General features: G+C 44.4%; 23 protein-coding genes and 1 pseudogene. 15 read left to right on the top strand and 9 right to left on the bottom strand.

Annotated elements, in window-relative coordinates; translation table 11 throughout:
- The first annotated feature begins 19 nt into the window (after positions 1–19).
- From DIU38_RS25910 to DIU38_RS25920, 3 genes and pseudogenes are all read left to right on the top strand, one after another.
- A complete protein-coding gene (locus DIU38_RS25910; RefSeq protein ID WP_208057710.1) occupies positions 20–397 on the top strand; it encodes a nuclear transport factor 2 family protein in 378 nt (125 codons plus the stop codon).
- A 114-nt stretch (positions 398–511) separates the two neighbouring features.
- Positions 512–1,587, top strand: a pseudogene (locus DIU38_RS34235) (NAD(P)H-dependent flavin oxidoreductase).
- Entirely contained in the window at positions 1,584–2,333 is a 750-nt protein-coding gene (locus DIU38_RS25920) for an MBL fold metallo-hydrolase (RefSeq protein ID WP_112655902.1), read from the top strand. The pseudogene DIU38_RS34235 and the gene DIU38_RS25920 overlap by 4 nt, the downstream one beginning before the upstream one ends.
- 13 nt (positions 2,334–2,346) lie before the next feature.
- Here DIU38_RS25920 and DIU38_RS25925 read toward each other — a convergent pair whose 3' ends face one another.
- The 8 genes from DIU38_RS25925 to DIU38_RS25960 form a co-directional block, all read right to left on the bottom strand.
- Positions 2,347–3,609, bottom strand: a complete 1,263-nt coding sequence (locus DIU38_RS25925; RefSeq protein ID WP_112655900.1) for a cation:proton antiporter — start codon at positions 3,607–3,609, stop codon at positions 2,347–2,349.
- A gap of 24 nt (positions 3,610–3,633) precedes the next feature.
- Positions 3,634–4,935 carry a phenylacetate--CoA ligase family protein gene (locus tag DIU38_RS25930; protein ID WP_243770658.1) on the bottom strand — a complete coding sequence of 434 codons (1,302 nt, stop codon included), beginning with the start codon at positions 4,933–4,935 and terminating at the stop codon, positions 3,634–3,636.
- Complete coding sequence (acpS, locus tag DIU38_RS25935; RefSeq protein ID WP_112655898.1) at positions 4,932–5,309, bottom strand: holo-ACP synthase; 378 nt, start codon at positions 5,307–5,309, stop codon at positions 4,932–4,934. Before acpS ends, DIU38_RS25930 begins: the two co-directional genes overlap by 4 nt.
- On the bottom strand, positions 5,306–6,988 hold the full coding sequence (locus DIU38_RS25940; RefSeq protein ID WP_112655896.1) for a C45 family autoproteolytic acyltransferase/hydolase: 1,683 nt from the start codon (positions 6,986–6,988) through the stop codon (positions 5,306–5,308). The genes acpS and DIU38_RS25940 overlap by 4 nt, the downstream gene beginning before the upstream one ends.
- On the bottom strand, positions 6,981–8,495 hold the full coding sequence (locus DIU38_RS25945) for a phytoene desaturase family protein (RefSeq protein ID WP_112655894.1): 1,515 nt from the start codon (positions 8,493–8,495) through the stop codon (positions 6,981–6,983). The genes DIU38_RS25940 and DIU38_RS25945 overlap by 8 nt, the downstream gene beginning before the upstream one ends.
- Positions 8,496–12,350 (bottom strand): 1-acyl-sn-glycerol-3-phosphate acyltransferase, encoded by a 3,855-nt coding sequence (locus tag DIU38_RS25950; RefSeq protein ID WP_112655892.1) that lies wholly within the window; start codon positions 12,348–12,350, stop codon positions 8,496–8,498. It lies immediately after the preceding gene.
- A 3-nt stretch (positions 12,351–12,353) separates the two neighbouring features.
- Positions 12,354–13,550: a DUF2062 domain-containing protein gene (locus DIU38_RS25955; RefSeq protein ID WP_112655890.1), complete on the bottom strand. Its 1,197-nt coding sequence runs from the start codon at positions 13,548–13,550 to the stop codon at positions 12,354–12,356.
- Positions 13,551–13,733: 183 nt separating this feature from the next.
- Positions 13,734–14,264 (bottom strand): hypothetical protein, encoded by a 531-nt coding sequence (locus tag DIU38_RS25960; RefSeq protein ID WP_112655888.1) that lies wholly within the window; start codon positions 14,262–14,264, stop codon positions 13,734–13,736.
- Between the two features lie 168 nt (positions 14,265–14,432).
- On the opposite strand from DIU38_RS25960, the gene DIU38_RS25965 reads away from it, so the two are divergent.
- On the top strand, positions 14,433–16,016 hold the full coding sequence (locus DIU38_RS25965) for an HAL/PAL/TAL family ammonia-lyase (protein WP_243770657.1): 1,584 nt from the start codon (positions 14,433–14,435) through the stop codon (positions 16,014–16,016).
- Positions 16,017–16,049: 33 nt separating this feature from the next.
- On the top strand, positions 16,050–16,778 hold the full coding sequence (gene fabG, locus DIU38_RS25970; RefSeq protein WP_112655886.1) for a 3-oxoacyl-ACP reductase FabG: 729 nt from the start codon (positions 16,050–16,052) through the stop codon (positions 16,776–16,778).
- Positions 16,779–16,908: 130 nt separating this feature from the next.
- Here fabG and DIU38_RS25975 read toward each other — a convergent pair whose 3' ends face one another.
- Entirely contained in the window at positions 16,909–18,276 is a 1,368-nt protein-coding gene (locus DIU38_RS25975; protein ID WP_243770656.1) for an IS110 family RNA-guided transposase, read from the bottom strand.
- Between the two features lie 618 nt (positions 18,277–18,894).
- On the opposite strand from DIU38_RS25975, the gene DIU38_RS25980 reads away from it, so the two are divergent.
- From DIU38_RS25980 to DIU38_RS26025, 10 genes are all read left to right on the top strand, one after another.
- Positions 18,895–20,115, top strand: a complete 1,221-nt coding sequence (locus DIU38_RS25980) for a beta-ketoacyl-[acyl-carrier-protein] synthase family protein (RefSeq protein WP_112656528.1) — start codon at positions 18,895–18,897, stop codon at positions 20,113–20,115.
- Between the two features lie 11 nt (positions 20,116–20,126).
- Positions 20,127–20,384 carry an acyl carrier protein gene (locus DIU38_RS25985; protein ID WP_091222634.1) on the top strand — a complete coding sequence of 86 codons (258 nt, stop codon included), beginning with the start codon at positions 20,127–20,129 and terminating at the stop codon, positions 20,382–20,384.
- A complete protein-coding gene (locus DIU38_RS25990) occupies positions 20,384–21,262 on the top strand; it encodes an LpxL/LpxP family acyltransferase (RefSeq protein ID WP_112656526.1) in 879 nt (292 codons plus the stop codon). The genes DIU38_RS25985 and DIU38_RS25990 overlap by 1 nt, the downstream gene beginning before the upstream one ends.
- Positions 21,259–21,684: a 3-hydroxyacyl-ACP dehydratase gene (locus DIU38_RS25995; protein ID WP_112656524.1), complete on the top strand. Its 426-nt coding sequence runs from the start codon at positions 21,259–21,261 to the stop codon at positions 21,682–21,684. The genes DIU38_RS25990 and DIU38_RS25995 overlap by 4 nt, the downstream gene beginning before the upstream one ends.
- Before the next feature lie 8 nt (positions 21,685–21,692).
- A complete protein-coding gene (locus DIU38_RS26000) occupies positions 21,693–22,337 on the top strand; it encodes a hypothetical protein (RefSeq protein ID WP_112656522.1) in 645 nt (214 codons plus the stop codon).
- A gap of 12 nt (positions 22,338–22,349) precedes the next feature.
- A complete protein-coding gene (locus DIU38_RS26005; protein ID WP_208057709.1) occupies positions 22,350–22,775 on the top strand; it encodes an acyl-CoA thioesterase in 426 nt (141 codons plus the stop codon).
- A 12-nt stretch (positions 22,776–22,787) separates the two neighbouring features.
- Positions 22,788–23,927 (top strand): beta-ketoacyl synthase N-terminal-like domain-containing protein, encoded by a 1,140-nt coding sequence (locus DIU38_RS26010; RefSeq protein ID WP_112656520.1) that lies wholly within the window; start codon positions 22,788–22,790, stop codon positions 23,925–23,927.
- Position 23,928: 1 nt separating this feature from the next.
- The gene (locus DIU38_RS26015; protein ID WP_112656518.1) at positions 23,929–25,179 is read left to right on the top strand and encodes an NAD(P)/FAD-dependent oxidoreductase; all 1,251 of its coding nucleotides are present in this window, start codon (positions 23,929–23,931) and stop codon (positions 25,177–25,179) included.
- Positions 25,180–25,357: 178 nt separating this feature from the next.
- Positions 25,358–25,996, top strand: a complete 639-nt coding sequence (locus DIU38_RS26020; protein ID WP_112656516.1) for a 3-oxoacyl-ACP synthase — start codon at positions 25,358–25,360, stop codon at positions 25,994–25,996.
- A 224-nt stretch (positions 25,997–26,220) separates the two neighbouring features.
- The gene (locus DIU38_RS26025; RefSeq protein WP_112656514.1) at positions 26,221–26,484 is read left to right on the top strand and encodes a phosphopantetheine-binding protein; all 264 of its coding nucleotides are present in this window, start codon (positions 26,221–26,223) and stop codon (positions 26,482–26,484) included.
- The last annotated feature ends 2 nt before the right edge of the window (positions 26,485–26,486 follow it).

Raw genomic sequence — 26,486 nt, forward strand, 5'->3', positions numbered from 1 at the left:
GTTTAATTTATCAATAAAAATGGAAACTAACGATCAAAGCAAAGCTGCCATTGAACAGGCGCTTGAAAATTACTACTTCAAAGGGATTTATGAAGGTAATTTGGATTTGTTAAACCAGGTAATGAATGCCGGCACCCTGCTTTTTGGCGATGTAAAAGGACAGCCTTATGCCAAAACATTGGATATTTATCTGGATGGGGTAAAAAACAGGGTAAGCCCTAAGGGTTCGGGCAAACCATTTAACGGGAAAATCATTTCTGTTAAAGCAGTAAATTCAATTGCAGTTGCCGAAGTACAGGTAAAAATGTACGATTTTAACTATCATGAGTTTTTATCATTCCATAAACTCGGCGGCAAGTGGCTCATTGTAAATAAAATGATCAGCGATACGAATTAATTTCGTTTCAGTGATAAATTGACCTTTAGTCTAAAGGCATAAGTTCTAAGTGGAGAAAAGAGAAAATCAGACTTGCGACTTCAGACTTTGTACTATCGATTTAATACTAAAACCATGTGGTATAACACAAAAGCAACGGAACTATTAGGTATTGATTACCCTATTTTGCAGGGGCCTTTTGGCGGTAATTTATCGTCGGTTGAATTGGTAGCCGCGGTATCAAATGCCGGCGGGCTGGGCGGCTACGGGGCTTACACCCTGAGCGCGCCCGAAATTGCAGCAGTAGATAAACAGATCAAAGCAGCAACCAATAAACCGTACAACATTAACATATGGGTTTCGGAAACTGATGCACCTGACGGTGCAGCTACCGATGCGCAGTATGAACATGCAACACAATTGTTTAAACCCTATTTTGATGAAGCCAGGATCCCATTGCCGCCCAAGCCCGATCCTTTTAAATTACGGTTCGAAAACCAGTTACAGGTGATCCTTGACCTACGCCCAAAAGTATTCAGCTTTATGTTTGGCACGTTGCCTGCCGATGTGATGGAGCAGTGCCGTAAGTTAGGCATCGTTACTGTAGGCGCAGCTACCACGCTGGATGAGGCTATAGCATTGGAGGCAAGCGGGGTGGCCCTGATCATAGCCTCGGGCTTTGAAGCGGGCGGTCACAGGCCATCATTCCTTGCCCCCGCCGAATCATCAACCACCGGTACTTTTGTGTTACTTCAATTAATTAAGGAGAAAGTAAAAGTGCCCGTTATTGCCGCCGGGGGCATTGCTAATGGCCGGGGGTAGCCGGAGCCTTAACACTGGGTGCCGATGCCGTGCAGATAGGTACAGCGTTTTTGGCCGTTGATGAATCGGGTGCGCTTCCTATCCACAGGCAAATGCTTTTTTCGGATGCGGCAAAATATACTACCTTATCCCGCGCGTTTACCGGCAGGCTTGGCCGGGGTATTACCAGCAGGGTTGCTAAAGACCTGGCCGGAAAGGAAGCCGAATTTTTACCCTTTCCCCTGCAAACAACTTTTATGTCGCCTTTGAGAAAAGCCGCGCTTGAGCAGCAAAAATGGGATATGATTTTGTTTTGGGGCGGGCAAATAGCGCCAATATTGAAACACACCAAAGCAGCCGTGCTGATGCAATCAATAATTGAAGACACTACTAAAATTATGAACCCATGAAAAGCGAAGTTAATGTAACCTACCTGGGTGGACCAACCATCATTTTGGAGATCGGCGGCTTAAGGCTCATGACCGACCCTACGCTTGACCCCGCGGGTGAGCAATTCATGATCAACGATAAGCCTGCCTACCATAAAACCGAAGGCCCGGCTACTACCGACATCGGTAAAATAGATGTGGTTTTACTAAGTCATGACCAGCACGGCGATAATCTTGACCACGCCGGCCGGGAGCTGCTTAAACAGGTTGATAAAACATTAACCACCAAAATAGGCGCCGAAAGATTAGGCGGCAATGCCCTTGGCCTGGCACCATGGGAAAGTATAGCGCTTAACGACGAAGTGGTTATAACCGGTACACCTGCAAGGCATGGCCCTGCTGGCAGCGAAAAACTTACCGGTGATGTAACGGGTTTTATTATAACTATCGCCGGGCTCCAGATCTATATCACGGGAGATACTGTGTTTTACGATGGCGTAAAGGAGGTTGCAGAAAAATTTAAACCTCAATATGTATTCATTTTTGCCGGGGCAGCCAAACCCCGCGGCCCGTTCAACGTAACTATGGGTACTAATGATGCTATTGATACCGCCTTTGCCTTTCCTGATGCTACCATTATTCCGGTGCATTTTGAGGGCTGGTCGCATTATACCGAAACGGGCGAGATGCTGCAGCAGTCATTTAACGCGCTGGGTATTGGCGGCCAGCTCAGGATTTTGGAACCGGGCGTAAAAACAAATTTATAAGCAATTACTGGTATCATTCCCGCTCGTGGCCGGTAATTTGGGGTTCTGATAAAATTTCGGGATCTTCAATTGGTGCAACCACCTTTTTAGCGGCGCGCTCTGTAGCAAATGATGCTACCACGCAGGTAACCAGTATCAATATAATGGTGCCGTTCAGGATGTTGTCGTCAATAATCTGCGCCTTGTATCCCACTAAAATAATGGCAAGGGTAGCCGCGGCATGTGCACTGCTTAAACCGAAAATGAGGTTACGCTGTATGCCCGAATATTTGAATATTTTTTGGGTAGATAATGCCGCCAGCCATTTACCCAGCAAGGCTCCAAGCGTTAAGCTCACTGCCACAATGGTAGCCTGCGGTCCGCGGCCCAGCACACGCAAATCAACCAGCATACCTACACTGATCAGGAAGAATGGAATAAATATGGCATTACCCACAAAATCGATCCTGCTCATTAGGGTTGATGACTGCTGTACTGCTTTATTTAAAGCAAGCCCCGCCACAAAGGCCCCTATAATGGGTTCAACCCCTGCCAGCTGGGATAAAAAGGCCGACACAAACACAATAAAAAGCACAAACACATATGGCAGTGTTTTACTATCGCGATAGCGGTTAAAAAACCAGTTTGCCAACGGCGGGATCAGCACAAACATGATGAACGCGAATATCGAAAGCGAAATCATCAGCTGCAGCCAGAAGCCGAAACCCAGCCCCCCATCCTTAGCGCCCATAATTACAGGCAGCAAAATCAGTACGGCGGTATCGGTCAATATGGTGCCCCCTACACTTATGGCGACGGCCTCATTTTTTGCGACGCCATATTTGCTCACTATGGGATAGGCCACCAGTGTATGCGTGGCAAACATACTGGCCGTTAAGGCCGATGTTATTAACGAATAACCGAGCGCATAATAACAAACAGGAAAACCGATCAGTATTGGGATGCAGAAAGTAAAAAAGCCAAACACAAAGCTTTTATGTTTCTTCTGCTTAAACTCGTTCAGATCAAGCTCGATGCCGGCAATGAACATAATATAGAGCAGCCCAATGGTAGAGAACAGCTCAACCGCCGAGTTTTTGGTAAGCAGGTTTAACCCATGCGGACCAACCGCTATGCCAGCCATAATAAAACCCACAATACCCGGAATTTTGAACTTGCCCATGATGATTGGAGCAAGTAATATGATCAACAATATCAGCGAAAAAACAAGTACCGGGTTACTAAACGGCAGCTCAAGCTGTTGTGTTAACCGGCCCAGGATATCGGCATTATGCATGCCGCAAATTTAACACATAATCGCTTATTTTCTTCGGTCGATAAATTTAACCGGCTTACGTACCGCTTCAGGGAATTGTAGTTTCTGCATTTCGTCGGCTTTAAGATAAGTGATATGCGGGCTTACCCTTAAGCGGGCCTGCAAATTAGCGCGGATCTTGCGATCGCATTCATCGGTATAATTAATGGGCAGCAAGTGCAGCAGCACTTCATCCATGCCTATCTCATTAGGATACACTTCGGCTACAAAATCTTTGATCTCTTCCATGCCATTGAGCAAATCAAATAAAGCCGGCGGGTAAAGCGTGGTGCCTTTAAACTTGATCATCTGCTTTTTACGGCCTACTATGGAAGATAGCCTGATACTGGTACGCCCACAGGCGCAGGACTCATCAAAATAATGGCAGATATCCCCGGTTTTATATCGTAATAACGGCATACCCTCAACGCCAAGCGTGGTAATGGTAACCTCCCCCGATTCACCCGGAGCAACGGGGTTGTTGTGCTCATCCAATACCTCAACAATCAATAGCTCCGGTTGATGATGGCCGCCCCTGCCCTCGCCGCATTCTGTAAAGGCAGTTTGCATTTCCGTAGAGGCATAGGTTGAATACAACTTGATATCCCAGGCTTCGGTGATCTTTTGGCCTAAGATATTCAGGCTGAAATCGGTATTACGGATATTCTCGCCAATACAAACCGCTTTTTTTACCGATGATGCATTGATATCGATATGATGCTCCTGTGCAAACTGGATCAGCTTTAAAATGAACGATGGCACGGCTACGATTGCTGTAGGTTTCAGCCGTAAAATGGTTTCCCATTGTAACGATGGCACACCCGGTCCTAAACGGATAATCCCCGCCCCTATTTTGCGGATGCCCGAATAATAGGCCATTCCGGCCATAAACTGCCTGTCGAGCGTGAGCATAAGTTGGTACAGGTCAGCCGCCGAACCATCGGCACAGGTAAAAGAATTGTACTCGTTATAAGCTAAACGCTCAAGATCATTTTCAGTAAGGGCAATAGTTACCGGGCTGCCTAAAGTGCCGGAAGTGGAACTGTACTCAATGATCCTCCCCTTATCCACACATAAAAAATCATCATTACGTTTTTGCAGGTCTTCTTTAGTGGTTGTCGGGATCAAGCGCAGGTCATCAAGCGTTTTGACCTGGTTGATATCGATCTGATGTGCTGCGAAAAGGTCTTTATAAAAAGGCGAATTTTGGCTGAGGTAAGTCAGCAACTCTTGCAGCTTTTGCTCCTGGTATTTTACAACCTCGTGTTGGGGTTGGTGTGCTAATGGTTTAGGGTGTTGTGTTATCACTGTTCAATAATTACCACGGCCGATGCCATTGTTTTCAAATGGGTTAATGATACGGAAATTTTTAACGGCCCGTTACGGTTAATCACTCCCGCGCTTTCGCCGGTAGGTTCTAAAATGGGCTTGCCGTTTTCATCATTGCTGATCTCAATTTCGCTAAAAGCGGTATCTTTTAGCCAGCCCGTACCTAATGCTTTAAAAAAAGCCTCTTTGGCGGCAAAGCGGGCGGCATAATGCTGATACTTATTGGTCTTACCCTCGCAATAGGCTATCTCTTTTGCCGAAAATACCAGCTCACGAAAACCCTGTTCTTTAGCAATACTGCTTTGCACGCGCTCCACCTCTATCATATCAATACCTACACCTAAAACTGTCATGAGCTTACCTTTTTAGTACATTTTTCAACCTGCTTTTTGATATAGTTTTCCTCGTTTACGGTGGCAATTACTTTGGTTAAAGCCGTTTTGTAATACCCGAGGGCTTTTTTATACTCGTTATGTTTAAACGAATAATCGCCGGCAATCACATACGCGTGGTAAAATTGCGGATTGCTGGCCACCACGCTATCGGGGTTAATCTCTTCACCGTCAAAAGCTTTTTGTTTCAGCGTACGATAGGTTATAAAATTACGATAAGCCCGGGTGTTCAAAAACGTATCGGGCTTAATGGTAAGCGCGGTATCCATAATTTCACGATCAGTTTGCATGCCTTTCATGGCGAAGATCTTTTTCAAATCATAAGCCACAAACTGCCCTAACTGCCATGGCGAGGTTGATACCCAAACCAGCAGCTTTTGTGGTTCAAACACTACAGAATGGTGCGCTATCAGCTGGTTCAGCGCTTTTTCATTACCCATGCCGATGTCTTCACCATGCAGGCCATGGCGGTTACGTAAAATATCAACTGTTTTTTGCACGGTGTTCTTGCCTTCGGCATTCAGCAGTTCCATTAAACGCTGGTAACGATAGGGCGAAGCGCTATTGCTTAGTTGCACCAGGTTTTCTTTAGAGTGTGCCAGTCCTTTGCTTTGAAAGTGGTTGGCGCAAACAATATAGTTTTGGCGAGGATCATACACATCCAGCGTATCGGGTGTTTTCTCGATTACTACGGCCTTGTTATCTTCGGCCGAAGCTACCAGGAATGATTCGGACACAAACATTTTGCGCTTTTTGGCTATTGTGATGGCCTCTTTGATGTTTTTGGCGTACTGCAAGATCTCACGGGCCACTAAAGATACCGGCGTAGCCGAACCTGATGGGATATTGGTTTTGTCGGCATTGATGGTAACGCTCAGTCCTTTTTCGTTCATGCCGGATACCGCGCCGACGAAGCCGCCCCAGGTTATGGTCATGAATTTATGTCCTTCGCTTGGACTGAAGAATGCCACTATTTTATCATGCGCAAAATTATCGCCTACATAAAAATCAAAGTTGCGACCTACTATCATGGTACCATCGGCCGAGCGATCATTCCAGGTGCCGAACGAGGTACAACCCACCAAGGCCATACTTTGCAGCGCGTGACCGATATCATGCGCGGCGTGGTAATTCAGGATGCGCTGATAATTGGAGCCGATGTACTGGTACTTATCCGATGCGGATTTGGAGATGCCGTAGATCTCCTCCTTATATTCTTCGCTTACGTTCTTAGCCAAATCGCGGTTAAACCAGGCTATAAAATATTTCAGGAATGACAGGTAGGATTTTGAAGGGATGATCTTATTGATCTGGTCGGTAAAATAAACCTCCTGGTTTACTACCAGCTCTTTGCTCAGCTTACCGTTGATGACCCCGCGCTCAAAAGGCTTACCCTCTACATACATTTCAAACAAACCACTCTTACTTTTCCGGAACCAGTTGTTATTAATGGTATAAAACCCCGGCGAAGGTTGCTTTCGTTGTAATTGCAAACTACTCAGATCGGCTGGTTTGGGTGGGTAATCTATCGCTACGCAGTACAGGTAAATAAAGCCAATGAGCAGCAAGCCCACAAACACAAGGCCTGTGTACAGTAACCTTTTCCCAAACCGCTTCCAGCTAAATTTCCTGTTACGCATTTCTTATTTTATCTATCAGATCATCATTGCCTAACAAAGCGCAACAGGTTACAATCCCGCTCATGGCGGCGCCTAAAATTCCATGTAAATTAAGGTTTTGCCCAGTGAAGTACAAATTAGGCAGTTTGGTACGCGGCGAAATGAACGTTTTCAGCGGGTGTTTATAATCCTTGGCAATGCCATAAAGCGAACCATCATCATTGCCAATATAATCACGGTATGAAAGTGGCGTGGCGGTGTAGTACGAATAGATCTTTTCCCGTAAACCCGGAAATTTCAGTTCCACATCATCCAGTAAAACTTCGGCTTTGCGCTTTTTAAATTGTTCATAAGTTTCTCCGCGATAAGCTTCGTCTGATACCGTATTGAAAGTATCTTCCCATGGCTTCACTTCCTCATAACGCATATAGGCCAATATGGTCATGCCATCGGCATATTCTTTATTTTTTGAAGATGGCGTCATGAACACGGCATAGCCCAGCGGCCAGTTTTGCTGTGTATAATCGGCCATGTGCCATACCTGTCCGTCCTTAAAACTATAAACATTATGGCTAAAGTATTTGAACGTATCTTTTTTAAATACGATGTTAATGGTAAACGACGATACGGAGTTTTCCAGGCTTTTCAAACGGTTACGGTACACGTTCTTGATTATCTGCGAGTCCGTCATCTCCAATGTTTTCACCGGATGAATGTTGGATATAAAATGACCGGCATACAGCTTTTCGCCATGCTGCAGTTCAACATACGCTATTTTACCATCCTGTTCTACCAGTTTTTTCACGGTTTTATTACGGATGATAACGCCGCCCCTGTTGCGGATATTGCGGGCAATGAGTTTAGCAATCTGCGAGCCGCCGTCAATACATTTCCAGGAGCTTTCAATGTAGCTGTTAAGGATAAGCGCATGAACGTAGAGCGGTGTTTTATCGGCCTGCCCGGCATATAAAGAATTGTTACCGGCCAATACCTGCTGCAGTTTTTTGTTATTGGTGATAGATGCCAGGAAAGCCTCCGTGTCCACCTCCAGCACATCGGCCTTTTCATAAAAATCATCCGACGAGCGCAAATTATACAGCGGGAACTTGTCGCAAACCTCTTTCAGCTTATCGCAATAGGCGCGCAAAGCAGGCTCTTCGTTCGGGAAATAAACCAGCAGTTGTTTGATGAAATTATCATAGCCCTGAGCCTGCGGATACTCAACCGGATCATGATCGATCATGATCTTATCAAAGGCATCGGGGTTTTGCTTTTCCAGTTTCAAGTTATCAATAATATCGATATACTTAAAGATCTGATATAGATTTTGCCCCTTATCGAGCCCGCCGAGATAATGCACCCCCGAATCAAAGATCACCCTGTCGCGTACGTAGGTTTGCAGCGAGCCGCCAAGCTGCTTGTTTTTTTCAACTACACAAACCCGGTAACCTTCACGACCGAGTATATCGGCGCAAACCAAACCGCCCATGCCACTGCCAATGATCAGTACATCAAACTTATCGTCCATTTAAACCGGCTGCCCTTCCTTTTTAATCACAAAAATAATATTTGAGGTGTATTTCGTGTTGTCAATCTCGGCGACTGAAAGATTATGCACTGCGGCTATATCCCGCAGCATTTTCCCCGAAAGGAACGAAAGACCATTTACTCCCGTTTTATTAAAGCCAAGCAACTTGGTCGAAAAAGTTTCAGTGAGCTCAGTTCCCTTATGCCTTTCCTCCATATCTTTATTACCGTCCCTGATGATGAGCTTGCCGCCGGGATTTAAATTGGCAATACATTTTTCTATCAGTTGCTTTTGCTCAGCAGGCTGTAAATAATGCAGCATATCAGCCATGATAATGACATCGTATCGCTGCATTTCAAAAGCAAGCGCATCGGCATAAACAAAATTGATCTCAGCCGTTTTGCTGAAACAATTGTTGGCTACTTCTATCTTTTCCTCATCATAATCAACCCCTGTAAACCTGCGCCCCGGCGCTGCAAAATGCAGTATGTAGGGCATAAAGCCATACCCGCAGCCCAGATCAAGCATTTTGCCCTGTTTAGGCAGCAGATCATGAAACACCTGGTAATTTTTTTCCAACCGTACTTTAATGCGCATATACCATTCCAGCACCGGGCCTTTATACAGGTAGTTATAAAACAGTTGCTCTTTAAAATAAGCTGGTTGCTCAATTTCGGTGCTTAACTTTTGATATTCCTCTTTAAAATAACGGCTGATATTTTTGGTGCGTTCGGCGTAGCCTGTACCGAATGAAGCATCACCGGCAGCAATACGAGGCAGGTATTTTATGGTTATTGTGCCATTCTTCAGCAGGAAATCGCCTTTGGTCATGTTGTAGCCGGTTCCGTGCAACATGATGGGCAGGATATCCATACCTAATTGTTCGGCTAAAAAGAAAGCCCCTTTATGAAAACGCTTCATTTTGCCATCGGGCGAGCGGCTGCCTTCAGGAAAAATCACCATCGAATAGCCTTGCTTCACTTTTTCGGCCAGTTCATCAATATTCTGCTCCACGCCTTCGGCCACCGGGAAATAACCAGCCATCCGCACCACAGCCCCAAAAACCGGCGAACTCCAGACCCAATGATTGGTAAACAGGATCAGTTTAGGATGCTGCATGATCAGCACCAAAATATCTAAAAACGATTGGTGATTACTGATCACCACGGCTGGCTTCTCAAACTTGTCCTTATCCACCACACGCTTACGCAGGTTAGGCATAATGTACATCATCGACCAGCAAAACTTAGACAGGATAGCATGATAAACATATTTGCTCCTTGGCCCTTTAAACGGGTTGAGCTTGATAAGGAACAAGCCGATCAAGCTTGATAACAAACATCCGCTTACGAAGTAAGTGAAGGCAAAAACCGAGATTACGAAGCCACTCAAAGTCCAGGGAAATTGTTTTTTTCGCACCCGGTTTCTTATAAGGACGTTAAACAAAAACGGGATCAGGATCTGAGCCATTATCACTACGCAAACTATGCCGATGATGGAGATCAACGCGATAGAACGCAAGGCCGGGTGTTTGGCAAAGATCAGCACCCCCAAACCCACAACCGTAGTAATGGCTGATAGAAAGATGGACGACTTGTATGACGATAAATTCTTTTTGCCGGTTTTGTATTCCTGTAACAACCCATCCATAATAAACAAGCTATAGTCATCACCCAAACCGAATATCAGGGCCGATATAATAATGTTCACGATATTGAATTGAATACCCAGCAAGCCCATCAATCCCAAAATCCAGATCCAGGAAATAAACATCGGGATAAAAGAAACCAGCGTAAGCTCAATACGCCCGTAAGTAAGCAGCAGCACCGTAAACACCAGCAATGACGACATCACCGCGATACTGGTAAAATCATTGCTGATGATACCAACAAAACGGTTTGTTAAGTATTGCTTATCGACAACGGTAACATTTGGCGAATTTTCGAACAGGTTGTACAATTTGGCTTTATCAGCTTGTGAGATCTTAACCAATGTAATTACACCCGCTCTGCCCGGTCGCTCGGTTATGTATTCATCCAACAAACTTTTGCGGATGCCGGCCATTTCATCCTGGCCAACTGGTTTAAAGTTTTTATTGATGAGTTCGTAAAAATGATCAAAAGCAGATGGTTTGAAACCTAAGGCAGCACCTTCTTTAAGCACTACGGCCATTAACCTCTGTTTCTTTTCGGCTGTCCAATAATTATTCCAACGGGCAATGCGGGCTTTTTGTAAGGAGTCCGAAATGATAAGCGATGATACGCCGGAGTATTTTTTGACAATGTTCTTTTCTTTCAGTAATTCTATCTGTGCAGAGAGCTTTTCGTTAGTCCGTAGCGCATCATCTAATGTTTTGCCTTCGGCCAGGAAATAAACCGATTGCAGGGCGTATTTATTAATTGCATTCAGTTTAGCTTCGGATGCTTTGAGTTTATCGGTCATGAAATTCATGCGGTTCATGTCCGTTTCAAAACTCACGTTCCGGGCTGTATAGCTGAATACTACGGTGAGAATTACAATAGCCGAAACAATGAATTTATTGTATTCGGGGTTATAGGCCGATAATCTGTCTATCCACGAAAGTTGCGCTGTATGCTGATCCTGTTCTTTTTTGGAGGCGATAAAATGCGGCAGGAATACCAGCGAGCAAAATGAAGCGCCAATCAAACTAAATGCCGCGAACAAACCAAGGTCCTTCAGCATTTCCGACTCTACAAATTCCAGGCAAAAAAACCCGCCGATAGTGGTAAAGCTGCCCACGGTAAGCGGCATGGCCAGATCGCGGATCACCTGTTCAATACTGCGGGTATGGCGATAGTGATTAAACACGTGCAGCGAATAGTTAACCGCAATCCCCAACACCACCGAACCCGTACCCAATGCTATTACCGAGATACTACCTTTTACAAAGTAAACCACAGCCAGCGAAAACAATGCACCAAACAAAACTGGCACCAAAATCACAACAGGGGCGCGCTTCTTCCTAAAATAAAAACCCAGGAACACGATCAGGAAAACTACGGTAATACTCTGCGTAAACATAGAATCCCTGCGCAATTGCAGGGCGTTGCCTACCGATACAGCCGTAGTACCGAAGTAGCTACAGTTAACCGTTTTATAGTTTTTAGTTTGTAAACTATCGATAACCTTGTCGATGCCTTTAAGCATTATCGCGTTCTCGCCGGTGTTATTGGGTGAGTATTTCGGTGTGATAAACAGCAACAGGTTTTTGTGATCTTTGGTCATCACGTAGCTATCGTACAGTTCAAAATTTTCGTCGTATTGCAGTTGCTGTAATTTTTTGAGGCCCAGGTATGAGATGCCAACCGGGTCTGAACTGATCATGCTTTTCAATGCCAACCCGGCAGGCGAAGTTAGTGTGCGCAAATCGCGGGCAAGGGTTTCTTTTATCTGATCGGGCCGGATCAACGTATCGATATTTAAATAATCGCGCTCATTTAGGTAAATAGGCAGGCTTTTATTGATAGTGCCAAAAAGCGCCAGCACAAGCCCATCATCTACCTTTGCGTTGATCTTGCTGATATACCGGGAAAGTTTCTGCTGAACGGTTTCGGTAAAGTTATCAGCAAAAGCAATAAGGCTATCGGGCTGCTGTTGCGTGGAATCTTTTAACGATACCATCACCACCAGCTTATCAACAAACTTGGAGTTTTGAAAAATATAGTTGAGCTTCTCTATCTTTTTATCCTTCGGCAGTATTTTGGAAATATCTTCCTCAAACCTTATCCGCGAAGCAAAAAAACCGATAAGCACAAAGCTTAACGCAAACACAGTATAAAACAGTGGCTTGCGGATATTGAAATAATTATAGATGCCTACCAGGATTTTTTCCATGAATTACAGAGCGGGGACAGGCCTCCGCTTAAACAGCTTTAGTAACGCAAAAGTGAGGAATCCCGCTATAATACCCGCAAAAATTGCCAGCGAAATGCTGCCATAAAGATATTGTTCCAAATGTTCGCCAATGGATTTAAGCGAAATTTTATCCAAAGGGATATCCACATCCTTGCCGCCCATCCATAGGCTACCGGTTTTATAACTCAGAAAAATGATAACCGGGATCATAGGCGCAACGCTGATATGCGCCGCCGTAACCACAATGGCCTTATTGAGCCTGAACAGAAAGGCCAGCGAAATAGCCACCAGCAACTGAAAACCCCAAATGGGCACAATCCCCATAAAAACGCCAAAGGCTACGGATTTAGCTTTAAGCTGCGGCGAATGCTCGGGGTTAAAGAACAGATTTTTCAGCATTTGCGTGGCTTTTTTTTTATCAAAAAGCATCCTGAAAAAATCGCGCGGTTTGATATAAGCAAAAGTGATGATCACCAGTATGGTGTTCAACACACTGATGCGTGAAAAATCCTGAAAGGGGCGAAAATGTGATACCCGTGTTTCCTTTGGGGCGTAGTAAACCTTTACGGGAACCCAATCTATCTTAATGTTTTTCCAGGCAGCACGAACTATTACCTCAATTTCAAACTCGTATTTACGGGTGATGAAATTGCTGTTTTTTAGCAGGTGAATCGGATATAAACGATAACCCGATTGCGTATCCGGGCATTTAATGCCTGTCTCCACCCAAAACCAAAAGTTAGAAAATTTATGCCCGAAACTGCTTTTACCCGGCACCGACGATTGCTCCATATTACGCGAACCTATGATCAGCGAATCTGGCTCCTGTTCCAGCTTTTCGATAAAGGCAGGCAGGTTTGCGGCAAAATGCTGTCCGTCCGAATCAATAGTGATAGCATGTTGATAACCTTGTTCCGTAGCAAACTCAAAAGCTTTTCTTAACGCCCAGCCTTTACCTACGTTTTGGGTATAACTAACTGATTGAATCTGCGGAAATGACTGGATAATGGCAGGAGTACTATCGGTCGAGCCATCATTTACCACAATAACCTGATCGGTATAAGCTAAAACATCGGTAATAACAGCGGCCAGCGTACCCTGGTTATTATAGGTGGGTATAATAACGCATACCTGTAATTGTTTAAACTTTGCCTGTATAAGTTCTAAATTATCCGTCATATATCATTCAATCGCACGTACCGGCTTCAGTCCAGGTTTTTATCAATGAGTTTTGTGGGTTTACGTTTAATGCTTTACAAAGTTATCGTTTCAGGTTAAATTAAACGTTAAATTTTTGTGTGGAGATATATCATTAAGGGACAGAGCAGCAAAATACCTTTCCTGATATAGAAGTAATGGCCATTAACGGCCAAAACGCCACAAAGAAAGTCCCAACCACGCACCGAAATAAATTATGCCAGCTAAGCAATCTATCCCTGTTATTTTCTTGTCTTCAATCCAATCTGTTCTTCCCCCTTTTGACGGCACACCGAACTCCTTCTGCTGTGTATTTATACTAAAGAACCTTAACAGTTGAAAAAGCAACAGTAAAGGAAGTGTATTGGCGAGAGCGACCGATGGATTTGCCATTCCGGCATCCAATTCAGTGTCGTTCTGAAACCATAAAAAAAGCATAAAATGTATTATTCCGAAACCCAACCAAATAAGATATGATCTAAAATTTCTTAATGACACGTATAGCAAAAAGAGCAAAGACAATTGAGTTAGTATCGCATAAAAAATAACGGAGTTCTGCCTTGTTTCAATGTCAAAAACAAATGGAGAGAGTATTATAACCACCGTTATTAAAGCATAAATCACAACGGTAATAATCTCCCACTGTTTAAGTGTTTCGTAGTAAATAAATGGCTTCTGTGCTTGAACTCTTTTCATTTAACAATAAGGTGCCTTATCAAAGGTACCATTTCGATACTTATATTTACTTGTCTCTCTCGCAATACCCGTCGGCCAGAGGCCGTTTAATAGTTCCACTCGCCAGAGGCGAGCGGCGGCGGTGTTATTTTCAAATCCGAACATTTACCTTATTTTCGCCCTGATTTTGTGAAAAAGAGTAATCAAACCTTATTAAATAAAACTACTGTGCCCATACTACAGGTTGGAGGAAAAACCCTTACACTGGATGATTTTTACCAGGTAATTTTTAATAACACTGCAATTGCCCCCAACGAACAGGCACTGCAAAAGGTAGAAGCAAGCTTTACTTTTCTCGGCAATTTTTCATCCAACAAGCTCATTTACGGCATTAACACCGGCTTTGGCCCAATGGCGCAATATAAGGTAAGTGATGAAAACCGTTTGCAATTACAGTATAATCTCATCCGCAGCCATGCTTCGGGCGGCGGCAGTTTGATGCAGCCCCAGTTGGTAAAAGCCCTCATGCTTGCCCGGCTTAACAGCTTTATGCAGGCACACTCGGGCGTACGCCCCGAACTGATAAACCTCCTTGCCGAACTTATCAATAAAAACGTAAGCCCCTGCATATTTGAACACGGCGGCGTAGGCGCCAGCGGTGACCTGGTACAGTTGGCTCACCTTGCACTGGTTTTAATTGGCGAAGGCGAGGTGATTTATAACGGAGAGGTACAACCAACTGCTTCCGTTTTTGAACAACTGGACATCAAGCCACTTCAGATCCATATCCGCGAGGGTCTGGCCATTATCAACGGTACTTCGGCCATGACGGGGATTGGTTTATTGAATATTATTCGTGCTAAAAAACTGCTGGGCTGGTCGGTAATGTTGTCAGCCATGATCAACGAGGTTGTGGGCGCTTTTGATGACCATTACTCGCACGAGCTAAACAGGGTTAAACATCACAAAGGGCAAAATGCTATTGCCACGCAATTGAGGGAAATCCTGAAGGATAGCCAAATGACCCGTAGCCGCTCTGAGCATTTATATAATCCCGAAAATATCGATCAGGAGGTTTTTGAGGATAAAGTTCAGGAATACTACTCGCTTCGTTGTGTAACGCAAATTCTCGGTCCGGTGTATGATACCATTGCACAGGCAGAGCATGTGGTTGTTGATGAGCTTAATTCCGTGAATGACAACCCGGTTATCGATCATGAAAACCATAACATTTTCCACGGCGGCAATTTTCACGGCGATTATGTATCTCTGGAAATGGATAAGCTCAAAATTGCCATTACCCGCATATCCATGTTATCCGAAAGGCAGCTGAATTATTTGCTCAATGATAAGCTGAACCAGAAGTTTCCGCCGTTCTTAAATTTAGGTGTGTTAGGCTTCAACTTCGGGATGCAGGGTATGCAATTCACGGCTACCTCAACCGTTGCCGAAAACCAAACCCTTTCGTACCCGATGTACGTACACAGTATCCCGAATAATAATGACAACCAGGACATTGTAAGCATGGGTTGTAACGCGGCATTGTTAACAAAAAAAGTGATCGATAACAGTTTCGAGGTGCTGGCTATTCAGGCCATGACCCTGCTACAGGCTGTCGACTATCTTGATTGCGCAAACAGCCTATCTACCCAAACCAACAAAGTTTATACAGACTTAAGGGCTATATTTCCTACATTTATTGAGGATAAACCCAAATACCAGGATCTGCAACAAGTGAAAGCCTATTTTGAAATGGCCGAACTTATTTCCTGAAATTATTAAACCTTTTAACACCAAAAATATCATATGAATTGTGCATTAGTAACCGGCGGCTCAAGAGGAATTGGCAGGGCCATTTGCTACAAAATGGCCGCTATGGGTTATTATGTACTGGTTAATTATAAAGGCAATATCGATGAAGCCAACAACACCCTCGCCCAAATCAGGGAGAACGGCGGCGATGGCGAATTGCTTCAATTTAATGTGGCCGACAAGAACGATATCCAGCAAAAATTAGGCGGCTGGATAGAAACCAATACCGAAAAGTACATTGAAGTTTTAATAAACAATGCCGGCGTTAAAGACGATGGCCTGATGATGTGGATGACAGACCAGCAATGGGATGGCGTAATAAATACGAGCCTAAGTGGCTTCTTTTACGTTACGCGTTTAGTCCTTAACGGAATGCTGGTTAAAAAATACGGCCGGATTGTGAACGTGGTTTCGCTTTCAGGGTTAAAAGGCTTGCCGGGACAAGTGAATTATTCGGCAGCCAAAGCAGGTGTTATCGGTGCAACCAAGGCATTGGCGCAAGAGGTTGGCCGCAGGGGGATCACCGTAAATGCCGTAGCTCCGGGTTTTATTGCAACTGATATGACTGCCGGGCTTGATGAAAAGGAATTGAAAGCGATGGTGCCGTTAAAAAGGTTTGGCACTCCGGAAGAGGTTGCCCATGCTGTAGGCTTTTTGGCGTCGCCGGAAGCGGCTTACATTACGGCAGAGGTGCTTTCGATAAATGGTGGGCTTTATTCGTAAGGCAAGAAAGTAATAAACCATGTCATTGCGAGCGAAGCGTGGCAACCGCACGGAGGCGTATCCGCCCTGTATAGCATGCGATTGCTTCGTCGTTCCTCCTTATAATGACGTGCCTGTAAGACATTCATAATCAAGCTGCATTTTGGAGAGTAAGACCAAGTTTTTGAGCTTCTTTTTGCAGACGGCTGATCTTTCTTGCCTTTTGTAATTCGATATCCTGTTGAACTTTACTGCTATCGTAAGCCTGTTGTTTGAGTATCATATTATAGAATATCACGGCTATTTTCCTGGCCACTGCTTTAATAGCTTTAGCCTTTCCTTTGGTTGCAGCTAATTTTCGGTATTGCTGTCCTAACGGGCCCTTGCTTTGCCATAGGCAGTTTGCCGCAAGCCTGAAAGCCTGGGTAGCCGGGTTGTGTGTGATCCGTTTTTCATAGCCTACCAGCTTGCCTCCTGTTATTTTAGGACGGGGTGACAGGTTTAACCAGCTTGTAAAATGGCCTGCGGTAGGCCATTTGCTCATATCGGGCCCTGTTACTGCCAGTATCGTTAGCAGGCCGATCTCATCCAGGCCTTCCACTGCTGTCAGGTCTACGCCTAATATGGCTATTAGGTAATCTTTTAAGTTGATATGATATTGATTCTTGCGGACCATGCTCTGCTTCTTTGAGCTTTTTATCTCCGGTGCCAATAGTTTAAGCGTTTGTTCGATGTGCTGCTCATAATAAAGCATCTGCTCTTTAAAAAAGTCGTATGCCTTTAGGCTGCCCCTGAGTGTATTGACCCGGCTGTCCCGGTAGTCTCCTTCAAGAGAATGGAGCAATTCCTGCTGACTTGCTTTTAGCCGTTTATGATCGATGCTACAAAGCAGTTTTTCGGGATCTGAGATCCCTGAGCAGATCATCCGCAAAAGCTTCATACCGCATACACCTTCAATATCGCTGATCAGGTGCTGGAACTTGATATTCATTTTGGTCAGGGTGTTTTGGATACGGTTGAGTGTATCGCTTTTCTGGTCCTGGCAGATCTGCCTTTCATGGATATATTGCCGCAGGTCCTGGTAAAAGGCCGGCGCAATATGTGATTCGCGTAAAAGGCCATGGGTAAGCAGCTTATGCAACCACTGCGCATCATTAATATCCGTTTTTCGTGCCGATACATTCCGATAATGGCTTGGGTTGATCATCACCACCTTTATGCCCCGGGACTCAAGGATACTATGCAGGGGCATCCAATAGTTGGCGGTTGATTCCATCGTTACGATCTCCACCTTTTCCCCCTGTAGCAAGTCGGCCAGTTTATTAAGACTGGAGGTAAAACTGTCAAACTGTTTCAGGTGGATCTGATCCCTGGAATCAGTGTAAGATACGACCATGAGCATACTCCCTACATCGATCCCGGCTGATCTGGGGTAAAGAATCCCAAATCGTTCCATCTTTTTTGAACCTGCAGGAGTTCCTGCCCCCTTCTTCTTTTTGTTTTGTTTAGCTTTGCCCATATTTTTAAAAAACAGGGCAAACTCTGCCGCTTTAAAAAGTCTAAGCTTAAAAGCGCGGTAAACCACCAGTTGGTCAGAACTGGTGGTTCCCTATAATGTTTTTTGCAAAAAGCGACAGTCCCAAACTCGCAAGCGGGCTCTTAAAGGCCCCAAGGGTTATACGGGGTGTGTAGTTTGCCCGATGTTCAAGACAAATATCTTACTTCTCATCGCAATGCATGTCATTTCATTTTTTTTCAGGGCTCCCCTGATGGTTACTCGCAATGACATATTTTGCTTTAGAGGCGCAAGAAAAAAAGAAACTCCCCTCTTGAGAGTGGGCGCGGAGGAATGCGCGAAAGCAGGGGTGTGTTATGCAAGCGAAAAGCAAAGAGCAGAAACACACCCCTCCACCTCTCTCAAGAGGGGAATCGCACTGTCCTCCGCTCAACAGTAACAAACACAAGCGTAATTAACTCTTAATATAAACTTAATTATAAGCTATTAAGATACAGGTATTTTAATAGCCGAATTTTGAAACATTAAACAGGCGCTACATATACAAAAACAGATTAAGTTCTATTTTTTTGTATTTTTATCACATTTTGTTGACTATGTACTATCAGTTTTTGCTCAAATATGAATAGGGTTGTGATAACAGGGATGGGTATCTATTCGTGTATTGGGAAAAATCTTGATGAAGTTAAGGAATCCCTTTATACCGGCAGGTCGGGCATTGTTTATGATGCTATCCGTAAAGATTTTGGTTATCGCTCGGGCCTTACCGGCGCGGTTGAAAAGCCCAACCTTAAAGGTACGCTTGATCGCCGGGCGCGTATCATGTTGCCCGAGCAAGGCGAATATGCATATATAGCCACCACCGAAGCATTACAGCAAGCGGGTATCGATGCCGATTACATCGCCCAAACCGATGTGGGCATTTTATACGGCAACGACAGTACGGCAAAAGCAGTTATCGAAACCACAGATATCATCCGCGAAAAAAAAGACACCATGCTTATTGGTTCGGGGGCGGTTTTTCAAACCATGAACTCCACCGTTACCATGAACCTGGCTACTATCTTCAAGCTGCGCGGGGTTAACTTTACCATCAGCGCGGCCTGTGCCAGCGGTTCGCACTCTATAGGGATGGGTTACCACCTCATCAAAAGTGGTATGCAGGACTGCATTATTTGCGGCGGCGCACAGGAACTCAGTCATTATTCAATGGGCAGTTTTGATGCACTTTCGGCATTTTCTGTACACGAGGCCGACCCTGCTAAAGCCTCCCGCCCGTTCGATCGTGACCGCGACGGCCTGGTTCCAAGCGGCGGAGCAGCTACTGTGATTTTGGAAAGCCTGGAATCGGCCCTGAAACGAGGCGCTACCATTTTGGGCGAGATTGTTGGTTACGGCTTTTCATCAAACGGCGGGCATATTTCAAACCCAACGGTTGAAGGGCCGGTACGCTCGTTGAATATGGCATTAAAAGATGCCGGTATACAGGCATCTGAAATTGACTATATCAATGCTCATGCCACCTCTACCCCTGCCGGTGATGCCAGCGAAGCCAAAGCCATAGATGAGGTGTTCGGCGACTACAAACCGCTGGTAAGCTCAACCAAATCCATGACCGGTCATGAGTGCTGGATGGCTGGCGCAAGCGAAATTGTTTATTCCATGCTGATGATGCAAAACTCGTTTGTGGCACCCAACATTAACTTTGAAAACCCCGATGAAGATTCGGCGAAGCTTAATATCGCAACCGAAACCGTCGAAAAAAATATAGATACATTCCTGTCAAACTCGTTTGGGTTTGGCGGCACCAATTCGTCCCTGATTATTAAAAAATATATTTAAACTAAGCCATTATGCAAATTGAAGAGATCATAGAAAAAATCAACAGCTTCCTTGCCGAAGAATTTGAGGTTGATGCAGATAAAATGGTGCCCACAGCAAATCTGAAAGAAACCCTCGACCTTGACAGTCTTGATTATATAGACCTTGTTGTAGTAATTGAAAGCAACTTTGGGTTCAAAGTAAAACCTGAGGATTTTACGGGTATTGTTACCTTCCAGGATTTTTACGATTACGTACTATCACGCGTACAACCTAAGGAGCTTGCATAATGCCCGCCTGGCAGGGAAAATCTAAAGGAAATACCCTTGGCTACCGCATTTTTGTAAGTGTTTTAAAAACAGCTGGCGTAATGCCCGCTTATTTTATGCTGAGGTTTGTGGCGCTTTACTATTTCCTGTTTTCGTGGCAAACATCAAAAGGAACATACTACTATTTCCATAAGCGACTTGGTTTCAGCAAAGTAAAATCAATATTAAAGCTTTACCGCAACTATTACCTGTTTGGGCAAAGCATTATTGATAAGGTGGTGATCATGTCGGGCATCCCCAACAAGTTCACTTTTAATTTTGATGGGATAGATAACCTGAGGCAGATTGCGGCCATGAACAAGGGCGGATTACTGCTTAGCTCGCATATCGGCAGCTGGGAAATAGCAGGTGAACTGCTTGACCATATAAACACCCACATTAACATTGTAATGTTTGATGGCGAGGACAGGCAAATTAAGCAGTACATGGACTCGGTGACCGGCGAGCGGAAAATAAACATCATTGTCATCAAAAACGACCTGTCGCACATATTTAAAATAAACGCGGCGTTCCAGAACAATGAGCTGGTTTGTATGCATGCCGACAGGTATATCGAAGGCAATAAAACTATAACAAGGGAGTTTTTAGGTGAGGATGCGAAATTCCCGGCAGGGCCTTTCGTCATGGCCGAAAAATTTAAAGTCCCGGTAACTTTTGTTTACGCTTTAAAGGAAAGCGCATTGCATTATCACTTTTTCGCCAGCCCGATAAAGGATTATTCAGATCTGGGCAGAGGCAAAGGCATGGAGCAATTGATCGGTGACTTTATCATCAGCTTTGAAAACAAGGTAAAAACGTATCCGGAGCAGTGGTACAACTATTATAATTTTTGGCAATGACCTTACCAACACAGGATATTTTAGCATTGATACCCCAGCGCCCGCCGTTTGTAATGGTTGATACGCTGTTATCAGCATCAGATGATACTACAGTTACTACGCTTCTGGTACAAGCTGATAATGTATTGGTAAATGATGGAGAACTAAGCGAGGCCGGCCTAACAGAGAACATTGCCCAAACCGCCGCCGCGGGCGCCGGATACGCCGCTCAGCAACTGAGCAAACCAGTGCAGCCGGGTTTTATTGGTGCAGTAAAAAACCTGGAAGTATTTGCTTTGCCAAAGGTTGGTGACACCGTTGTAACGGAAGTAAAAATTGAAAACCAGGTTTTCGATGTTACCATCATTAAAGGAAAAATTACCTGCAAGGGCGAAACATTGGCCCAATGCGAAATGAAAATATTTATACAACCCCAACAATAATATCAACCATGAAAAAAACCGCAATTAAACTGAGTTTACTAATAGCTTTATTAAGCACTTCCCTGAAGCCCGCATCTGCCCAAACCAAAGCCGAGGTATTTGACAAAAAAACACCGATAACATGGTTGGGACTGGACTTTTCACAAATGAAATTTATCGGTTCGGAAGAAGCTTACAGACGGGAGGTGATCAATGCCGAATTTGTTGGCAAATACATCCCCCTATGGGAAAATTTCTTTCTAAAAGAACCTAAAAAATATAACCCAGCCAGGGCGGTTCACCGCGATACCGTTCATTTTGCAATGAATGTTACCGAAAAAGTTAACAACGCGCTTACCAAAAACTTCTTTGATACTGATCCCGGTCATTTCAAAACGCTGACCGAAAAAGATATTGATGCATTGATTAAAAACTATGATTTTTTAGGTAATAAAGGCATCGGCATGTTGCTGATTGTTGAAGGCATGGATAAAGGGCGGGCGCAAGGGGGCGCCTGGGTAACTTTTGTTGATATGGATAATAAAACGGTTTTATATACCGTTTTCCGCACTGGCAACAGCCGTGGATTTGGTTTTAGAAATTACTGGGCACACCCATGGCCGGTAATCCTGGACGATTTTGGCGCTGATTTCGATCTTTTCAAAAAATACTAAGCCCCTAAGGTTTTGCAGCAATCGCTAATAAATACTATTGAGATTGAAGTCAAATTCAGCGATGTGGATATGCTGGGCGTGGTTTGGCATGGCAATTATGTCCGCTATTTTGAAGATGGTCGCGAGGCATTCGGTAAACAATACGGCTTGGGTTATATGGATGTTTATAATGCAGGCTATGTCGTACCGATAGTTAACGTGAACTGTGATTACAAACGCTTTTTGCGGTACGAGGATAAGGTGATCATCGAAACCACCTACACCCCTACCGAGTCGGCGAAGATCAATTTTACTTACAGGTTACTCAACGCCCAAACCGGCGAACTTATCGTTAAAGGATCGACAACACAGGTTTTTGTACGCCGTGATAATTTTGAATTGCAACTCACCAATCCGGATTTTTTTCTGGATTGGAAGCAAAAACAGGGATTGATATAACAGAATGCCGTGATGAAGAAGGTTTACCTTGTTGCCGATAATGTTTACTCGCCGTTAGGGGCTACCACCACTCAAAATTTTGAGCACCTGGTTAACGGCGTTTCAGGCGTGAGGCAACACGATGATAAAGCCCTGTCCGAAGATCCTTTTTTTGCATCGCTATTTGAAAAAGTATATTTTCAAATCGATGAACGCTTTACCAAATTCGAGCATCTTCTCATCGCTTCGTTAACCGAAACCTTGCATGGTGTCGATAAAAAAATATCGGATAAAAAAACTGTTCTGATCATTTCCAGCACCAAAGGCAATATCAGCCTGTTGGAAACCGAAGAATCAAGTCCCGAATTGGATGAGCGCATAGCTCTGCATACTTCCGCCAAAAAGATAGCCAAATATTTCGGCTTTGTTAATGAGCCAATAATAGTTTCACATGCTTGTATTTCCGGCTTGGTTGCCATGATCACCGGGATGCGGCTGATCCAGTCCGGCCAGTATGATCATGTAGTTATTGCCGGGGCCGATGTGATCTCAAAATTTGTATTATCTGGTTTTCAATCCTTTCAGGCTGTTAGTCCAGGCTTATGCAAACCATTTGATGCAGATCGTGATGGTATCAATTTGGGCGAGGGCGCGGCTACGGTTATTCTATCTACAGACAAACCAACCGGAGAAGCTATTGAATTAGTTTCGGGTGCAATAAGCAATGATGCCAACCATATTTCAGGCCCTTCACGCACCGGCGAAGAATTATATTACGCCATCAATAAAGCGATGGATGCTGCCGGCTTAAAGCCTGAGGATATTGATTTTATATCTGCCCATGGTACAGCGACCGTTTATAACGACGAAATGGAAGCAAAAGCCGTAACGCTGGCCGGTTTGCAGCATGTTCCGCTCAATAGCCTGAAAGGTTTTTACGGGCATACTTTGGGCGCTTCGGGATTGATAGAGGCCATCGTTTCTGCTCAATCATTAAAGCAAAATACCATCATTCCTACCAAAGGCTTTAGCAAACAGGGCGGTGCTAACCCGGTAAACGTTTGCAGCCAATTGATATCAACGCCGCTTAACAGTTGCCTCAAAATAGCCTCTGGCTTTGGGGGATGTAATGCGGCTATCATTTTAACCAAATCACAACAGGATATTTCATAACATGAACACAGAACAGGTAGATGTATTGGTGATAGGTGCCGGTCCGGCGGGCACGGTGGCAGCTTCTATCGTACACCAGGCAGGCTTTAAGGTAGAAATTGTAGAGAAACAGCTTTTCCCGCGGTTTGTGATTGGCGAAAGCTTGCTGCCACGATGCATGGAAGCGCTAACCGAAGCCGGTTTTATGGATGCCATAAGCGAAAAAGGCTTTCAGCAAAAAGCAGGCGCCAAATTTGTGAAAGACGGCAAGATCTGTGATTATCAATTTGCAGATCAGTTCACCCCCGGCTGGAACTGGACCTGGCAAGTGCCGCGTGCCGATTTCGACAAAACTTTAGCCGATACCGTCGAAAAAATGGGCGTTCCTGTTCATTACGAAACCACGGTTACCAACATTGTTTTCAACGGTCAAAACTCGGTTATTACGGTAGAAGATAAAGATGGTAATCAAACAGAAATTTCAGCCCGTTTTATCATCGATGGCAGCGGTTATGGCAGGGTGATCCCCAAACTATTTAACCTCGACAGACCATCGACACAGATTCCGCGTAAAGCCCTGTTTGTGCATACTGTTGATAAAAAGCGCTCCATGGCCGATGAGCCCAACCGCATTACCATCGTAGTACACCAGCCCGGCGTTTGGATCTGGATCATTCCTTTTGCCAATGGTATTACCTCCTTAGGTTTTGTGGGCAACCCGGAGTTTTTTAAGCAATACGAAGGATCAGACGAAGAGATTTTGCGTGGCTTGATTGCCTCACAGTCTTATTTTGCAGAGCGTTTTGAGAATGTGGAGTTTGCCTTTACACCAAGGGTGTTGGAGTCATGGTCGGCCACTACAGATAAGTTTTATGGCGATGGCTTTGTGCTTACCGGCAACGTGACCGAGTTTTTAGATCCCATATTTTCATCGGGCGTAACACTGGCAACGGTATCGAGCCAAACGGCAGCCAAACTGGTGATCCGCAAGCTTAACGGCGAAGCCGTAGATTGGGACAAAGAATACATGCAGCACATGATGCAGGGTGTAAACACCTTCCGCTCGTATGTTACCTCATGGTACGAGGGTGTTTTGGATACCATATTTTTTGCCGATAACCAGGATCCACTTGTGAAAAGCCAGATCTGCTCGGTATTGGCAGGTTACGTTTGGGACATGGATAATCCTTACGTTAAAAACCACGAAACAGCATTACATAAACTGGCCCGTACTATTACATTAAGAGATATGGTAGCCACTGATAAGAGCTAAACGCAGGATCATTAAACCACGTACGAATTGAAAAACAATAAATGAAAATTTTTCACACTAATTTTTACGTATTAATCGAATTACACGAATTGAATCAAGTTAAGATTCGATTAATTGTGGAAAGCTTGCAAAGCATTTGTGTAGAAATTTTTCAGTATTAGATTAGTAAAACTATAAATTGAACAACCAGTATTATATATCATCTCATTGTACCATCAGCAGCAATGCTGTACACTATAATGGTACGCTGCTGTTTGAAGCAGAATATACTGATGTTCCCGGTTTCCTGTTATCCGCTTACCAACTTATCGGGGCAAAATACCCTAAGTTTTATAAAATGGATAACCTGGCAAAACTGGGATGGCTTGCTGCAGAGGTTTTGCTGAAAGATTTCGACAAGGAGAAATATCAACCGACTGACATCGGCGTGGTGTTGATCAATGCGAGTTCGAGCATTGATGCCGATAAGCGATATTACGATTCGGTACAGGAGATAGCAAGCCCGGCTTTGTTTGTGTATACGCTGCCCAATATTGTTATCGGCGAGATCTGCATCCGTCATCATTTTAAAGGCGAAAACGCTTTTTATATTTTTGAGCATTTTAATGCGGATTTCATCAGCAGCTACGTTTCCAATTTACTGGAGACAGAACAACTGCAAGCCTGTATATGCGGTTGGACAGAAATGACAGCCACCGGCTATAAAGCCGTTTTGTTTTTGATAGAGAAAGCAGGGGCAATACATTTTTCTACCGAAACAGTCAAAATGGTATATGATTCATTGCCGTTGGTTTTAACCAACGGTAAAAAGGGTTAACGGATGCCGGCTTTAGCCACAATCTAAAAGCGGCATTTTGGCTAAAGCCCTTGGTTACGGATGAGTATTCCGTTGGCTAAAGCCAACGGCAATGAAAGAAATTACAGATAATAGTACAGATGGAGTTTAAAGAACTTCATAACAGAAAATATTAAAAAAGATGTCTTTCAAAGTCTCCCCTATTGAGAGAGATTTAGAGGGGGGGTAATTATAAAACTTACCATATGGATAAATTAATGGCCGATCTGAAAGAGCAGATCATTGAGCAGTTGAACTTACAGGATGTGAAGCCGGAGGAAATAGGCGACGATCAGGCGCTTTTTGGTGATGGCCTGGGGCTGGATTCAATAGACGCGCTGGAACTGATTGTGCTGCTACAGCAAAAATATAAAGTAAAGCTTTCCAACGCAGAGGACGGCCCGAAGATCTTCCGCTCAGTACGCACCATTGCCGAATTTATTGAAAGCACCAGGATTCCGAACGCTTAAAC

Origin of the sequence: Mucilaginibacter metallidurans (assembly GCF_003286435.2) — a bacterium.
Classification (GTDB): Bacteria; Bacteroidota; Bacteroidia; order Sphingobacteriales; family Sphingobacteriaceae; genus Mucilaginibacter; species Mucilaginibacter gossypii.

Bases quoted from the DNA above. Each gene is read 5' to 3' on its own strand.
- DIU38_RS25910 (WP_208057710.1), top strand. From the start codon at position 20: ATGGAAACTAACGATCAAAGCAAAGCTGCCATTGAACAGGCGCTTGAA.
- DIU38_RS25920 (WP_112655902.1), top strand. From the start codon at position 1,584: ATGAAAAGCGAAGTTAATGTAACCTACCTGGGTGGACCAACCATCATT.
- DIU38_RS25925 (WP_112655900.1), bottom strand. From the start codon at position 3,609: ATGCATAATGCCGATATCCTGGGCCGGTTAACACAACAGCTTGAGCTG.
- acpS (WP_112655898.1), bottom strand. From the start codon at position 5,309: ATGACAGTTTTAGGTGTAGGTATTGATATGATAGAGGTGGAGCGCGTG.
- DIU38_RS25940 (WP_112655896.1), bottom strand. From the start codon at position 6,988: ATGCGTAACAGGAAATTTAGCTGGAAGCGGTTTGGGAAAAGGTTACTG.
- DIU38_RS25945 (WP_112655894.1), bottom strand. From the start codon at position 8,495: ATGGACGATAAGTTTGATGTACTGATCATTGGCAGTGGCATGGGCGGT.
- DIU38_RS25950 (WP_112655892.1), bottom strand. From the start codon at position 12,350: ATGGAAAAAATCCTGGTAGGCATCTATAATTATTTCAATATCCGCAAG.
- DIU38_RS25955 (WP_112655890.1), bottom strand. From the start codon at position 13,550: ATGACGGATAATTTAGAACTTATACAGGCAAAGTTTAAACAATTACAG.
- DIU38_RS25960 (WP_112655888.1), bottom strand. From the start codon at position 14,264: ATGAAAAGAGTTCAAGCACAGAAGCCATTTATTTACTACGAAACACTT.
- fabG (WP_112655886.1), top strand. From the start codon at position 16,050: ATGAATTGTGCATTAGTAACCGGCGGCTCAAGAGGAATTGGCAGGGCC.
- DIU38_RS25975 (WP_243770656.1), bottom strand. From the start codon at position 18,276: ATGGGCAAAGCTAAACAAAACAAAAAGAAGAAGGGGGCAGGAACTCCT.
- DIU38_RS25980 (WP_112656528.1), top strand. From the start codon at position 18,895: ATGAATAGGGTTGTGATAACAGGGATGGGTATCTATTCGTGTATTGGG.
- DIU38_RS25985 (WP_091222634.1), top strand. From the start codon at position 20,127: ATGCAAATTGAAGAGATCATAGAAAAAATCAACAGCTTCCTTGCCGAA.
- DIU38_RS25990 (WP_112656526.1), top strand. From the start codon at position 20,384: ATGCCCGCCTGGCAGGGAAAATCTAAAGGAAATACCCTTGGCTACCGC.
- DIU38_RS25995 (WP_112656524.1), top strand. From the start codon at position 21,259: ATGACCTTACCAACACAGGATATTTTAGCATTGATACCCCAGCGCCCG.
- DIU38_RS26000 (WP_112656522.1), top strand. From the start codon at position 21,693: ATGAAAAAAACCGCAATTAAACTGAGTTTACTAATAGCTTTATTAAGC.
- DIU38_RS26010 (WP_112656520.1), top strand. From the start codon at position 22,788: ATGAAGAAGGTTTACCTTGTTGCCGATAATGTTTACTCGCCGTTAGGG.
- DIU38_RS26015 (WP_112656518.1), top strand. From the start codon at position 23,929: ATGAACACAGAACAGGTAGATGTATTGGTGATAGGTGCCGGTCCGGCG.
- DIU38_RS26025 (WP_112656514.1), top strand. From the start codon at position 26,221: ATGGATAAATTAATGGCCGATCTGAAAGAGCAGATCATTGAGCAGTTG.